At 65.1% G+C, this 13,876-nt stretch carries 13 protein-coding genes; 9 read left to right on the plus strand and 4 right to left on the minus strand.

Translation table 11 applies throughout. The annotated features are described in order from the left end of the window. Window positions 1-10 precede the first annotated feature (10 nt). Together NLM31_RS24305 and NLM31_RS24310 are read right to left on the minus strand one after the other, a co-directional pair. On the minus strand, window positions 11-367 hold the full coding sequence (locus tag NLM31_RS24305; protein ID WP_254193920.1) for a hypothetical protein: 357 nt from the start codon (window positions 365-367) through the stop codon (window positions 11-13). Window positions 368-435: 68 nt separating this feature from the next. Beyond that, window positions 436-2,028 carry a tyrosinase family protein gene (locus NLM31_RS24310; RefSeq protein WP_254193921.1) on the minus strand — a complete coding sequence of 531 codons (1,593 nt, stop codon included), beginning with the start codon at window positions 2,026-2,028 and terminating at the stop codon, window positions 436-438. A 430-nt stretch (window positions 2,029-2,458) separates the two neighbouring features. Between NLM31_RS24310 and NLM31_RS24315 the strand changes: the two genes are divergently transcribed. Further along, the gene (locus tag NLM31_RS24315) at window positions 2,459-3,214 is read left to right on the plus strand and encodes an SDR family oxidoreductase (protein WP_254193922.1); all 756 of its coding nucleotides are present in this window, start codon (window positions 2,459-2,461) and stop codon (window positions 3,212-3,214) included. 80 nt (window positions 3,215-3,294) lie between these two features. On the opposite strand, the gene NLM31_RS24320 is transcribed toward NLM31_RS24315, so the two are convergent. Further along, window positions 3,295-4,629, minus strand: a complete 1,335-nt coding sequence (locus NLM31_RS24320) for a S41 family peptidase (RefSeq protein ID WP_254193923.1) — start codon at window positions 4,627-4,629, stop codon at window positions 3,295-3,297. A gap of 290 nt (window positions 4,630-4,919) precedes the next feature. Between NLM31_RS24320 and NLM31_RS24325 the strand changes: the two genes are divergently transcribed. The 8 genes from NLM31_RS24325 to NLM31_RS24360 all read left to right on the plus strand — a co-directional run bounded on the left by NLM31_RS24325 (window position 4,920) and on the right by NLM31_RS24360 (window position 11,481). Beyond that, a complete protein-coding gene (locus tag NLM31_RS24325; RefSeq protein ID WP_254193924.1) occupies window positions 4,920-6,047 on the plus strand; it encodes an alpha-hydroxy acid oxidase in 1,128 nt (375 codons plus the stop codon). 4 nt (window positions 6,048-6,051) lie between these two features. Continuing rightward, window positions 6,052-6,678: an HAD family phosphatase gene (locus tag NLM31_RS24330; RefSeq protein ID WP_254193925.1), complete on the plus strand. Its 627-nt coding sequence runs from the start codon at window positions 6,052-6,054 to the stop codon at window positions 6,676-6,678. 135 nt (window positions 6,679-6,813) lie between these two features. Then, complete coding sequence (locus tag NLM31_RS24335; RefSeq protein ID WP_254131767.1) at window positions 6,814-6,999, plus strand: hypothetical protein; 186 nt, start codon at window positions 6,814-6,816, stop codon at window positions 6,997-6,999. Between the two features lie 226 nt (window positions 7,000-7,225). Next, a complete protein-coding gene (glp, locus tag NLM31_RS24340) occupies window positions 7,226-8,437 on the plus strand; it encodes a gephyrin-like molybdotransferase Glp (protein ID WP_254193926.1) in 1,212 nt (403 codons plus the stop codon). Between the two features lie 176 nt (window positions 8,438-8,613). Further along, window positions 8,614-9,315 carry a transcriptional repressor LexA gene (lexA, locus tag NLM31_RS24345; protein WP_014494969.1) on the plus strand — a complete coding sequence of 234 codons (702 nt, stop codon included), beginning with the start codon at window positions 8,614-8,616 and terminating at the stop codon, window positions 9,313-9,315. 177 nt (window positions 9,316-9,492) lie between these two features. Beyond that, window positions 9,493-9,696, plus strand: a complete 204-nt coding sequence (locus tag NLM31_RS24350; RefSeq protein ID WP_254193927.1) for a hypothetical protein — start codon at window positions 9,493-9,495, stop codon at window positions 9,694-9,696. A gap of 194 nt (window positions 9,697-9,890) precedes the next feature. Further along, on the plus strand, window positions 9,891-10,325 hold the full coding sequence (locus NLM31_RS24355; protein ID WP_254131770.1) for a hypothetical protein: 435 nt from the start codon (window positions 9,891-9,893) through the stop codon (window positions 10,323-10,325). Window positions 10,326-10,539: 214 nt separating this feature from the next. Then, window positions 10,540-11,481, plus strand: coding sequence for a GAF domain-containing protein (locus NLM31_RS24360; RefSeq protein ID WP_254131771.1), 942 nt, complete (start codon window positions 10,540-10,542; stop codon window positions 11,479-11,481). A 9-nt stretch (window positions 11,482-11,490) separates the two neighbouring features. Here NLM31_RS24360 and NLM31_RS24365 read toward each other — a convergent pair whose 3' ends face one another. Further along, window positions 11,491-13,791 (minus strand): ComEC/Rec2 family competence protein, encoded by a 2,301-nt coding sequence (locus NLM31_RS24365; RefSeq protein WP_254193928.1) that lies wholly within the window; start codon window positions 13,789-13,791, stop codon window positions 11,491-11,493. Between the last annotated feature and the right edge of the window lie 85 nt (window positions 13,792-13,876).

Genomic DNA, 13,876 nt, shown 5'->3' on the forward strand with positions numbered 1-13,876 from the left:
CGTCAAGTCATCAGGATATCTGCCTCATCGTCCCGTGGAATTTCGAGAAGTCAGGGCGAGCTTTGGCGTCCTTGGCGGGTTGCGTGATGTTCGTGATGATGGTGTTCAGCCTGTAGTCCTCGAGATGAACCACGGTCGTGCCATCGCGCTCCTGCCAGGTGACGAGGAAAAGCAGGTCGCGAATGGGTTCGACCGTTATGTCGACCGTCTCCGAACTGTCCGGGATCGGATTTCCGTTCGCGTCGAGGCCGACATAGGTCATCGACGTCTCGGACGTGAAGTCGAGTTGCACGCGAAAGTGACCGCCGCTCGCTGAACTGAAGTCGACGATATACTTGTGACCAACTGCGGGAAAAACATCCGGCATCGTTCAATCCTCCGGAATGAGACATCGAGGCAATACCGCGATGTCTGAGCTGCCACGAAACCCGATAACTATCGCAGCTCGACCTTGAAGGGCTTCTTCCCCGGAGCGGCCGTCAGCGATGCCATCGCGCGCGTCTGGGGACCGCTGCCAAGCAAGCCGTCGCGGGTGCGGACCTGAACCTCGATGTCGTCGGCGGTGATACGGGCTGCCGCCACGCCGAGCGAATGCGTGCTGATCGCCGCCCTCCCCTCGATATGGGTCTGGCAATTCGCGCAACCGTCGACGTGCCAGCGGCTCAGCACCGCTTCGGTCCCGATATGCTGCCGCTGTCCATCGACATTGGCGAATGCGCTGATCAGAAACGAGCCGCGGATGCGCGCACGATTGAGGCCGCGCACACTGATCGTTCTGCCGCTGCCGGCGGCGCTGGCGGCGGCCGCGAGCAAGGCATGCTGATCGAGCGAACCGGGGCCGTAGGTATATCCCAGCTGCGTCTCGATATTGATGCAGTCCTGTGACGTGTAGGGACGCTCCTTGCCGCGCTCGGTCAGCTTGAACGGATCCAGCGGGGATTCGAGCGTCAGCCAGGAATTCGCCGCCGTGCCCGGCGTCGGCCCCTGGCTGTCGACGGAATTGGTGCCGGGATATTGCGGGATGATCTCGAGTTTGTCGGTGAACCCGTTCTTCTTCTGCCACAGCCAGAACACGCGATCGACAAAGCAGTGATGGAAGAAGAAGATCGGATCGAGGCCGGCGGTATCGTTCTCGCCCATATCGCCATTCGCCCCGTCGATCGGAGAGGCGTCGAAAATCTTCGGCAGATCGAAACCGCCGACGGCGAGATGGATGCTGTTGTGCGGGCTCTCGATCGGAACGATGCGCTGCCCGTGGTCGTCGAACCATTGCGCCGCGGACGTCGTGTTGGAAAACACCGTGTAGTTCGGCGCGTTCAGACACGCCGTGTATTTGTCTTTCACATGCCCGCCGCCGACGGGCTTGCCATCGACGATGACGGTCTCGGACAGCCAATTGCGGACGTTGTCGTTGAGCAATCCCACATTGGTGTCGTAGTTGGGAAACTGCGCATTGTGCGCCGCCGTCGCCGCCTTGTCCGCGTCCGTCCCGACCAGCCCCGACAGCGGATAGCGCACCGTCTCGTATCCCTCGGGCTTGCTGTAATCGGCGTCAGGGATCGGGCTGAGATGATCGACGATGCCTCGCGGAAACACGAATGAGCGCAACGGGTTTGGAATCGTCTGGCCGTCCAGGACGAAGTCCTTCTGGGTGAGCGCGCTTGGAATCCCGTTGGTCGTCGACGCGGTGCTGGTCTCGTCCCAGAACGGCAGCGTCACGTCGGCGCAGCCCAGAATGCTTCTCAGCGCCTCTTCCAGTTTCACCAGGTAGACACGGTGCCAGGTCGGAAACAGGATGTTGCCGTGATTGCAGTAGCCGCCCCAGTACTGCGAGTTGCCCCAGCCCGCGCCGCGAAACGGCTCGCCGTGATAGCCCCCGAGCACGAAGAATGATCTGGGATCGTCGGGCGGCAGCTCCTTGATGCCCTTCCAGGCCCGCATCACGTCTTCAAGCGGCTTCTTGTTACCGTTGTTGTACTCGTCCTGGAGATCCTGGATCGAACGACGGACTCGCAGCGTGGCGCTCATGGCTTTTGCTCCCCAGACAGGCCAAGCGTTATCCTCGCACCTCGGATTGCATCGTAAATCATCTACTGAAGGTTGAATAGTAAATACTTCTCGACCAGAGAGCCGACGCGCCGTTCTGTCGCATCCGGCCTTCCCGCTTGACGACGAGGACCGGCCCGGATACGTCCGTCCCTGCAGCTGCCATCATGGTGCTGCCGTAGGCGTTACCGTCATCCAACGCGTCCTTTGTCGAGAGGATCCCAGCAGGGAGATCTCGATTCACGAGACGCCACGGTCATGCCATCACTTCCCCGCCTTGCGGTCGCTCAACCGTCCACGACGTCCCATCCTGCAGGGCTTGCCCGCGCCGGGATGTTTGCCGTCGTGCCGGGATCGTCCGCACGCGCACTTGCTGGATTGCCGTGGTCCTCAACTCCATTGAGAGGCAACCATGAAGATGACTGGCAATACGATCCTCGTCACCGGCGGCACCAGCGGCATCGGCCGCGCGCTTGCCGAAGCTTTCTACGACCGCGGCAATCGCGTCATCGTCGCGGGACGGCGACGGTCTCTGCTCGATCAGATCACGGCCGACCGTTCGGGAATTGTCGCCTTGCCGCTCGACCTCGACGATCCCGCGGCGCCGTCGCGCCTTGCGGCTGAAGTTCGCGCGCGCTTCCCCGAGCTCAACATGCTGATCGCCAATGCCGGTATCTCCAAGGCGGAGGACATGACCGCCGATGACTGGAACGCTTCCGACGCCGAGGCGATGGTGGAGACCAACATCCTGGGCGTGCTGCGCGTGGCGGCGGCGTTTCTGCCGATCCTGAAGGCGCAGCGGAATGCGACGATCATGGTGACGAGCTCGAACCTCGCCTTCGTGCCGCGCGCCGACTTTCCGACCTACTGCGCCAGCAAGGCGTTCCTGCATTCCTGGCTCCAATCGCTGCGCCATCAGCTGCGCAACATCCCCGTCGATGTGCTGGAGCTTGCACCACCCTATGTGCAGACCGAGCTCACCGGCGCGCAGCAGGCGGGCGACCCGCGCGCGATGCCGCTTCCTGCCTATGTCGCGGAGGTGATGCAGCTCCTCGAGCTTGCGGTTCATCCCCGCGGCGAAGTGCTGGTCGAACGCGATCGCGCGCGGCGCTGGGCCGAGCGCGAGGGCCGCTACGAGGCGACCTTTGCCGCGATGAACCCGAGCTGAGACGACGTCCCGAAACGAAATCGCCCGGGAGCGGCATCCGCTCCCGGGCGATCTCGAAAGGTCGCAAGGACCGTGAGAGATTAGTTCGGCACCGTGGCCTTGGGCGCCGGCTTCGCGGCCGCCGCGTTCACGGTGACGCCGTGCAGGAAGTCATAGGCCGCGTGCAGCGCCTTGTCGTCCTTCTCTTCCGGCGGGACATAGGACTGCGATCCAGTCTGCTCGGTGCCGTCGGCGGCCTGCAGATGGCCGCGCATCTGCGACTCCGCGATGGTGTCGACGCGGCCCTTCAGCTCGGGCGGCACGTCCTGGAGGATCTCGATGTCAGGCGCGATGCCCTGGGCCTGGATCGAGCGGCCCGACGGCGTGTAGTAGCGCGCCGTGGTCAGCGCCAGCGCGCCGTTGCCGGCGCCGAGCGGAATGATGGTCTGCACCGAGCCCTTGCCGAACGAGCGCGTGCCGATGATCGTGGCGCGCTTGTGATCATGCAGCGCGCCGGCCACGATCTCCGAGGCCGAGGCCGAGCCGCCGTTGACCAGCACCACAAGCGGCTTGCCCTTGGTGAGGTCGCCGCCATGCGCGGTGAAGCGCTGGGTCTCTTCCGGATTGCGGCCGCGGGTCGAGACGACCTCGCCGCGCTGCAGGAACGCACTCGACACCGACACGGCCTGGTCGAGCAAGCCGCCGGGATTGTTGCGCAGGTCCATCACATAGCCGACCAGCTTCTCCTGCGGGATGTCCTTGGAGATCGAGGCGATCGCCTTCTTCAAGCCGTCGGTGGTCTGCTCGTTGAACGAGGTGACGCGGATGTAGCCGATGTCGCCTTCGACGTGGAAGCGGACCGGGCGGACATGGATGATCTCACGCGTGATCGCGACATCCATCGGCGCATCGGCGCCCTTGCGGATGATGGTCAGCTTGGTCTTGGTATCGACCGGGCCCTTCATCTTGTTGACGGCCTGCTCGAGCGTCATGCCCTGCACGTTCTCGCCGTCGATCTTGCTGACGAGGTCGCCGGACATGAGGCCGGCCTTGGACGCCGGCGTGTCGTCGATTGGGGAAACGACCTTGACCAGGCCCTCCTCCATCGTGACCTCGATGCCGAGCCCGCCGAACTCGCCGGAGGTGGTCTCCTGCATCTCGGTCCAGGCCTTGTCGTTCATGTAGCGGGAATGCGGATCGAGCGAGGTCACCATGCCCGTGATCGCGCCTTCGATCAGCTTGGAATTGTCGGGCTTCTCGACGTAGCTCGCCTTCACCCGCTCGAAGACCTCTCCAAACAGGTTGAGCTGGGAGTAGGCATCGTCCGCGCCGGCTGCCGCCCGTGCCGCCCATAGTCCGCCCTGCGGACCGGATACGAGAAGGGTCAGGCATACTCCGGTAAGCGCGCCCAGGGGGAACAGCAGGGTTTTCCGCATGGAATGGTTGGCCTTTTCGCTTGGGACGGGACGCCACGCAAATGGCGATCCAGCCCGGTTCTCACAATACCATTCAGGTTTCTTCAAGGCCGGGCTGCCACGCCCGCGGGTATATCGCAAAAATCCCTTCGCCCTGGCCTAAACTTTTGGCAACGTTCCGAAACCATCGCCCGCCAAGCGGGAATCGATCGGCCGAGCCACGCTTCGCAGCTATGCGATTTTAGGATGGTTTTGGAGGGCCGAACGAGATACCCGATGACATAACGCTTCAAATTCTCGGGAGGATAACAATGAACGAAGCACTCCGGCCGGAACGGAATGTCGAACTCGGCGCCAGCAGCGAGCCGTTCCAGAACCTGCACGAATTCATCCGGAAGGCACGTTCCAACCTCAACCAGAACGCCTGGGACTACATCGTCGGCGCGGCCGAAACCGAAACTACGATGCGCCGCAACCGCATGGCCCTGGACGAGATCGCTTTCCGTCCGCGTGTGCTGCGCGACGTGCGCAAGGTCGACGGCTCGGTCGAGCAGTTCGGCCGCAAGATGCGCCTGCCCGTGGTGCTCGCCCCCGTCGGCGCGCTGGAAATCTTCGATCCCCACGGAGCCGCCAGCGTCGCGCGCGCGGCCGGCACCTTCGGGGCGTCGCACATGTTGAGCTCGGTCTCCGAGCCCGGTCTGGAGAAGACCGCCGAAGCCGCTCCCGACGCGCTGCGCATGTACCAGCTCTACGTTCGCGGCGACGACGCATTCGTCGCCGACGTGGTCAGCCGCGCCGAGAAGGCCAAATATGCCGCCTTCTGCCTGACCGTCGACACCGCCCATTACAGCCGTCGTGAGCGTGACATCGCCAAGCGCTACGTTCGCGAGAGCCGCCTGCGCGCCACCGGCGGCGATTTCCAGAAGGGGCTGGAGTGGCGGACCGTGAAGATGGTCAAGGACAAGTTCAAGATACCGCTGATCCTCAAGGGCATCGCCACCGCCGAGGACGCGCAGATCGCGGTCGATCACGGCGTCGAGTGGATCTACGTCTCCAACCATGGCGGCCGCCAGCTCGATCACGGCCGCGGCGCCATGCATGTGCTGCCCGAGATCGTCGACGCCGTGAAGGGCCGCGCCAAGATCATGGTGGATGGCGGCATCTGCCGCGGCACCGACATCGTCAAGGCGATCGCGGCGGGCGCCGACCTCGTCGGCATCGGCCGGCTGCAATGCTGGGCCCTGGCGGCGGCCGGCGAGACCGGCGTGACGCGGATGCTCGAACTGCTCGAGGACGAGGTGCTGCGCTGCCTTGGGCTGCTTGGCGCCACCTCGTGCGCCGAGGTCAACAAATCCTGTCTGCACCAGGCCACCGCAACCAATGCGCCGAGTGTGTTCAGCGCGTTCCCGCTATTCGACCATGAACCCTACCGATATTGATAGAATGATATCGCTCGCACCCGGCAGCGCGGACGCGCTTCTGTTCGATCTCGGGCGCGTCGTGCTCGACATCGATTTCTCCAAGGCGATCGCCTGCTGGGCGGGACATGCAGGCCTCGAGCCCGAAGCCATCGTGACGCGCTATGAGCGCGACAGCGAGGCCTACCGGCTGCACGAGGTCGGCAGGATCAGCGACGAGGACTATTTCCAGTCACTGCGCTCCTCGCTCGGCATCGGCATTTCAGATGCGCAATTCCTGGAAGGATGGAACGCGATCTTCGCCGGCGAGATGCCCGACATCGCGGAATTGCTGCCGCGCGCGGCGAAGCAGATGCCGCTCTACGCCTTCTCCAACACCAACCGCCCGCATGTCGACCATTTCTCGAAAGAGTATGCCGATCTGCTTGGTCATTTCCGCGCGCTGTATCTCTCCTCCAACATCGGCCTGCGCAAACCTGATGCGGAAGCCTTCGACCACGTCGTCACCGCGATGGGGGTGCCCGCCAACCGGATCGTGTTCTTCGATGACCTCGCCGCGAACGTCGAAGGCGCCCGCGCCCGCGGGCTGAAGGCCGTGCATGTCACCTCGCCCCGCGACGTCGGCATTGCACTGAAGGCGCTGGGGATCTGACCGCCGTTTCCGGGGCAATTTCACCCGGAGGAGGAACCAAACGGCTCTGTGCATTTTTATACGAAGTTCCGGGAACGGAATGCCCCCTTCCGGACTCTAGAGTCGGTTGGGAATTCTACGAACGGACGTATCATCGTGTTGGGCAAAACCTACCTCACCAAGCAGGCCTCCCTGCTGGTCAAATTCGCCAGGACCACCTCTGATTCCGAGCTTTCCGCCAAACTGATGAGCAAGGCGGCTGATCTGAAGGCCCAGGCCGATCCGATGCCCGACAGGGATCAAGGGCCTCAAGCGCCCGACGTCAGTCCGGAGGGGACCTGAGCTGGCCGTGGCTTCCATCATCCTCGTGCTTGCCATGGCTATCCTCCTGCCCGTCTATCTCGCCTTCCGGACCATGCCCCGGCGGACCTGATGCTCCCACTCCATCGCCGCGCGGGTGATGCAGGATCAATCATCCTGCGCGACCGTCGTTTTGCCTCCGTGCCTGCACTCGGCTAGAACTCTCGCCGCTGATTTGCCCGAACGGGCGTAGCTGGAGTTTTTCACCGTGGCCCTGATGCCGGTTTCTGACGCGCTCGCCGCGGTGCTCGCCGGTGCGGAGCCACTGCCTGAAGAGACGGTCGCGCTCGAGGCGGCCTTTCATCGCGTGCTCGCACGCGACGTCGCGGCGCGGCGGACGCAGCCGCCCCAGGCGATGTCGGCGATGGATGGCTATGCCGTCCGCGCAGCCGATGCGGCGAAGATTGACACGACGCTCACCGTCGTTGGCGAGGTCGCTGCCGGCCGTCCGTTTGCAGGAACGGTCGGCGCCGGTGAAGCCGTGCGGATCTTCACCGGTGGCGTCGTTCCCGACGGCGCAGATGCGGTCGTGATCCAGGAAGACACTGTCGCTGACGGCAAGCACATCGCGATCAAGGAGGCAGCCCTCACCGGACGCCACATCCGCCCGGCCGGCATCGACTTCTCCGAGGGCGACGTGCTCCTGCGCAAGGGCGCCAGGCTCACCGAGCGCGACCTCGCGCTCGCCGCCGGCATGAACCACCCGCAATTGGCCGTCCGCCGCCGCCCGAAGGTCGCGATTCTCGCGACCGGCGACGAGCTGGTGATGCCGGGCAGCACGCCGGGCCATGGCCAGATCGTCTATTCCAACGGCTACGCCCTGCATGCGCTCGCCCGCAGCGAGGGTGCCGACACCATCGACCTCGGCATTGCGGCCGACACGCTTGCCGCCACCACGGCCGGCATCCGGCGCGCGCGCGACTCCGGTGCCGACATCCTGATCACGACCGGCGGCGCCTCGGTCGGCGACCACGATCTGGTGCAGCAGGCGCTGAAGGACGAAGGCACCTCGATGGCGTTCTGGAAGATCGCGATGCGGCCGGGCAAACCGATGATGAACGGACAGCTCGGGGCGATGCGCGTGATCGGCCTGCCCGGCAATCCCGTGTCATCCTACGTGTGCGGCTTCCTGTTCATGGTACCGCTGATTCGCGCGTTGTCCGGCCGTTCGATGGTTCATCACCGCCGCGAACGCGCCGTGCTCGGCCGCGACGTCGCCGCTAATGATCAGCGCGAGGATTACCTGCGCGCGCGCCTCGATCTGCGCGATGACGGCACGCTCGTCGCGCTTCCCGTCAACCACCAGGACTCCTCGCTGCTTGCAAATCTCGCTGCGGCACAGGCACTTCTCGTGCGTGCGCCGTTCGCGCCGAAGGCCGAAGCGGGCGCGCCTTGCGAGGTGCTGCGACTGCCCGCCTGAGCGCATCGTTCGCAACCGTTCCGCGAACTTTGCCGCGTTCACGGTAAATTAAGCAGTTGCGGAACATGTATCGAACATATAGTGTCCGTTCATGATTTGTTTCGAGCATGTAGCGGCTTATCGCTGAATTCAGCGTCTCGGAATCGAACGACATCAACCGGGGGATTTTGGTCGAGATGTTAACGCGCAAACAGTACGAGCTCCTGCGGTTCATCAGCGAGCGCCTGAAGGAAAGCGGCGTGCCGCCCTCCTTCGACGAGATGAAGGACGCGCTCGATCTGCGCTCGAAATCAGGCATCCATCGCCTGATCACTGCGCTCGAGGAGCGCGGCTTCATCCGCCGCCTGCCCAACCGCGCCCGCGCCATCGAGGTGATCAAGCTGCCTGAACTCCAGGCCGCCGCCGGCAGCCGCCGCGGCTTCACGCCGAGCGTCATCGAGGGCAATCTCGGCAAGGTGCGTACGACGTCGAGCCCGCCCGCCGACGAGGGCGAGCGGCCCGTGGCGGTGCCCGTGATGGGCCGGATCGCGGCCGGTACGCCGATCGAGGCTTTGCAAACCCGCAGCCACACCATCAGCGTCCCGCCCGACATGCTCGGCTCGGGCGAGCACTACGCGCTCGAGGTCCGCGGCGACTCCATGGTGGAGGCCGGCATTCTCGACGGCGACATGGCGCTGATCCAGCGCAACGAGAGCGCCGACACCGGCGACATCGTGGTCGCCCTGATCGACGACGAGGAAGCAACGCTCAAGCGTTTCCGCCGCCGCGGCGCCTCGATTGCGCTCGAGCCGGCGAATGCGGCCTATGAGGTCCGTATCCTGCCGCCCAACCGGGTCAAGATCCAGGGCAAGCTGATCGGGCTGTACCGGAAGTACTGAGCGCGTCGCAATCGACGACCGCAATCAACGATTGGAGCGGACGATTGTCCGCTCCGGCTGGATAGTCTTTCTGGTTTTGCACAGATTATCCGGCCCCCTCTCCAGCGCTACATCCCCGGCACGCCGCAACGAAGCACGCATCGCTTCGCAGGCCTTTGAGAGACCGAGGAGATCACCATGCGCAAGATCGTTTTGAGCACCGTCACGATGGCGCTGATTGCAGCATCAGCGTCTCAGGCTTTCGCCGCACAGCAGCAGCACCGTGCCCGCAAGGCACCGCAAGCGACGAGCGCGCAATTCGGCGATGCCCGCAACGCGATCGAGCGGCCATCACAACCGGCCTGGCCATACTCCGGTTGGTCGGCGCCCGCAGGCCGCTGAGGCAACGCGCTGTTCGAATGCACGAGAGCAGGCTTTGTTCCTCGCGCATTTGAAAAAGATAATGTGATCGCGCTCTGCGGATGCGAGCCGCAGATTTGCCCACAAACAAGCATAAGATCGCGGCCTTCCACTCTGATAGGGGCCTGCGCCTCAGCGGAGGCGCGGGTGCTCTATCCCGATTGAGGAGCACCCCGATGTGTGACTACAGCCTGCACGCTGTCGCGACGCGCCCCGCAGAAGTGGGCGAGACGATCGTCACGACAACCTTCCGCGGCACCTCGACGCGCGGCTTCGCCTCCGAAGCCGACATGTCCGTCGCGGTCTGCCTGCTTCCGGGAACGGAGCTCGCCTTCGCCGACAACGTCCGCTACGACAATCGCTGGATCTGGACCCGCACCGTCAATTCGCGCGTCGGCAAGTTCGGCAAGGTCGATCCGCACATTCCCGATCGTCATCACGACGCGATCGAATTCCCCGACGGCAAATATGTGCTGGTGACGCAGTTGGTCGAAGGCCAGCGCGCAACCGTCCTGCAACTGCCCGTGACCCAGCCGCTCGGCGAGCGCGAGCACAAGCCGCAGATCAGCGCCGACAGGCCGCCGACCATCACCCGCCTGCCGATCGGCTGACGACGCCATCCCCGGCCGGCAGGTCGGGGCCAGGATCGAGATGTCCATCGCCGGCCGCGGCCGGCGAGATGGATTGGTTTGCGTCTGTGGAAATCATGAGCCCATAGCGCCAGCAAGTCGCACGAAGTTTGCGCTGCCTTGCCTGAATTTTGAACGTCCGCTCCGCAAGCAAATGGCCGATGCTGTTTGCAGCTTGAGGCAGCGGACAGGCTCGATGAAAACCTTCATTCGCGTCGTTGAACTCTGGGTGCCTGATCCAACGCGGACGCGGCTGGAATTCGGCGGCGGCCTCTACAGTGAAGGCCTGTCCGCGTTCAAGGCCGGCAGCGAGGATTTGCGCTTCGGATATGACGAGGGCCTTCCCGGCAAGGCCTGGGCGAGCGGCCATCCCGTGATCCTCACAAAGTTCGCCAACTCCTATTTCAAGCGGACCGACCAGGCTCTCGAAGCCGGCCTGACCTGCGGAGTCGCCGTGCCGGTGTTTGCCGGCGAATTCCTGCAAGCCGTCATGGTGCTGTTCTGCGGCGACGACGAGGCCCATGTCGGCGCGATCGAGCTCTGGCACAACGATGCCGAGCTCTCGCACGAGATCGCGCTCGTCGACGGCTACTACGGCAGCGCCGACATGTTCGAGTTCAACTCCCGTCACACCAGATTTTCGCGCGGCTTCGGCCTGCCCGGACGCACCTGGAAAGCGGGTCTGCCGTTGATCATCAGGGATCTGCACGACGCCAAGAGTTTCCTGCGTTGGGAGGACGCCGCCAAGGTCGGGATCAATCTCGGCGTCGGCGTGCCCTACCGCACCGGCACCGACCAGACCTGGGTGCTGACGTTCCTCTCCGCGCAGGCGACGCCCATTGCGCGCCGCTTCGAGATCTGGGTCCCGAACGAAGCCCGATCAGTGCTGGTGTTTCGCGCCGGCGATTGCAGCGCGCAGACCGACCTCGCCGCGCTCTATGCGCAGAGATCGATCGCCAGGGGCGAAGGCAGTATCGGCGGGGCCTGGGCCACCGGCATGCCCGCGCTCAACGACGATCTCGCGCATGACGGCTCGATCGCCGCCGTGGGGGCTCGCGCAGCCGGGCTGAGCCGGATGGTGGTCCTGCCGGTGATCGGCAACGGCAGGCTCGAAGCGATGCTGGCCTGGTATCTCTAGCCAGCCAGCTCAATCCTCGGCCTGCTGATCGGCCTCCGACGGCGTTGCGTCCTTGCTGCGCGGCGCGGCCGTCTTCGGCGCAAGGCTTCCGTCGAAATCGTCCGCACCGGGGGTCGCGGGTGACCAGGGACGATCCGCGCCCCTCGCCCTCACGCCCTGAACCGCAAAACCGTCGCCACGCTGCGTCAGCGCCAGTGCGCCCTGGCGCGCGAGACGCGGTCGATCGACCACCATCGCGGCGCAATCCGGCGGCGCCGGCCTTGCCGTCACGACCAGCGCGGCGCGACTGCAATCATCAGCCAGCGCGTCGATGCGCAGCGCCTGCGCAACCATGCGGCCGTCGGCGAGTGGCGTCACACAGCCGGACTCGTCGCACGACACGCCGTCACCGAGCGAGGCGCTGGCGGCATCGCGCGGGTCGGCGTCCGCGGCCAACCATTCCTTCAGGAGGAAGTTGTCCTTGTTGGTCCGCATCAGATGCAACTGGCCGTCCCTGCCCCGCACGGCGACGTTCTGCCCGTCACCGGCGATGAGGATGTCGGGTTGCCGGACCGACAGACCCCAGATGGTTGCCGCGGCGAGCACGAACGCGCCCGACCAGCGCAGCGGCGTGCGTAGCAGGCCCATCAGGATCAGGCCGAAGCTCGCGGCGATCAGCGGCGCGGTGCCGAAGGCGGCGATGTGACCGATCGCGCCGGGCAATGCGGCGACCCAGCGCGACACGGCCACCATCCAGTCGATCCCGATTCCCATCAGCCACCAGAACACGCCGTCGAGCCCGAATGGAGCCGCGAGCAATCCCAATAGCCCCGCCGGCATCACCAGCGCCGACACCACCGGCATCGCACCGAGATTGGCGAGCACGCCGTAGGGCGTGACGCGGTGGAAATGGAAGGCGGCATAGGGCGTGGTCGCAAGCCCCGCGATCATCGAGGCCATGAACAGCATCGCGATCTCGCGGCCGCCCCATAGCGCGATGCGCGCGGTCGTCGAATGATCGGGCGAGGCAAACAGGTTCGGCATGCCGATCTGCACCAGCGCGACCAGCCCAAGCGTTGCCGCGAAGGACATCTGGAAGTTTGGATGCACCAGCGCCTCAGGCGCGACCGCAAGCACGATCAGTGCTGCCACCGCCAGCGTGCGGAACGTGATGGCGCGGCGATCGACCATGACAGCGATCAGCACCACGGCGGTCATGAAGAACGACCTTTGGGTCGCGACCTCCGCGCCCGAGAGCAGCAGATAGAACGCGGATGCGACCAGCGCCGCGGCCGCCGACCATTTCTTGATGGGGAAGCCCACCGCCAGCCCGGGGATCAGCGCCAGCAGCGCGCGAACCGCGAAGAAGACGACGCCCGCGACCACGGCCATGTGGTAGCCGGAGATCGACAGAACATGGCCGAGGCCGGAGATGAACATCGCGTCGTTGACGGGCGTGGTGATCGCATCGCGGCGCCCGGTCAAAAGCGCAGTCGCGATCGCGCGGTTGTCGCCATCGAGCGTGGCGCGGATGCGCGCATCGATCGCATCGCGCAGGCCTTGCATGACCGCCGCATAGCGCAACCGCAGGCCGCCGGCATCGGGCGGCGTCACGGACGCGATCACTCCCATCACGAAACCGGAGGCGCCGATGCCCTGGAAGAACATGTCGCGCGAGAAATCGTAGCTGCCCGGCCGCAATGGCGACAGCGGCGGCATCAGCCGCGCCTTCAGCTGCACGAAGCTGCCGACATCGGGGGCCGTCCCCTTGCGCACGGAGAGACGGACGCGATCGAGCTTCACGTCGCTGCGCTGCGCCTCCATCGCGGTGACGCGCAGCACGAAACGGTCGGTCCGTTCGCGGATGTCGCGGGTCTCGACGAAGCCTGACAGCGACACCGAATAAAGCGGCCTTGCGAGCACCGTGTGCGCGATGCGCGCCGTCTTCCACGTCGCCATCGCAAAGCCGGCCGCGACCGCCGCGATCATGATCGCGGGCGCAAACCACCGGCTTCGCCGCAACAGGACGGCACCGAGCGCAAGCGCCACCGCCGTCGTGACACCGATCCACAGCACCGGCTCATGATCGGCGGCGAAGTAGAGCGCGATGCCGCAGCCGAAGGCGATGGGCACCCAGGGAAACAGTCGCCCGGCGCCGGCTTCGGCCTTTGCCCATTCGCGCAGCCGCCCGACTGCCGCAGGCCAAACGCCAAAGCCTGTCGGCGCAAAGCCGCCGGCCGACGCGGTCCGGCCGGTCGTCGGCCAAGTCCCGGCAATCGGGGCCCCGGCAATACCCTGCGAGGCACGCTGTGGCCGGCCCGGCTCCGCCATTCCTTGGCAACCCCTGCGATACGCGACAGGCGCAGAGGCTACCGGAACGTGCAGTCGCGCGAATAGCGGCACAAATCAGGAACGA

It is taken from the genome of Bradyrhizobium sp. CCGUVB4N, from assembly GCF_024199945.1.
Taxonomy (GTDB): Bacteria; Pseudomonadota; Alphaproteobacteria; order Rhizobiales; family Xanthobacteraceae; genus Bradyrhizobium.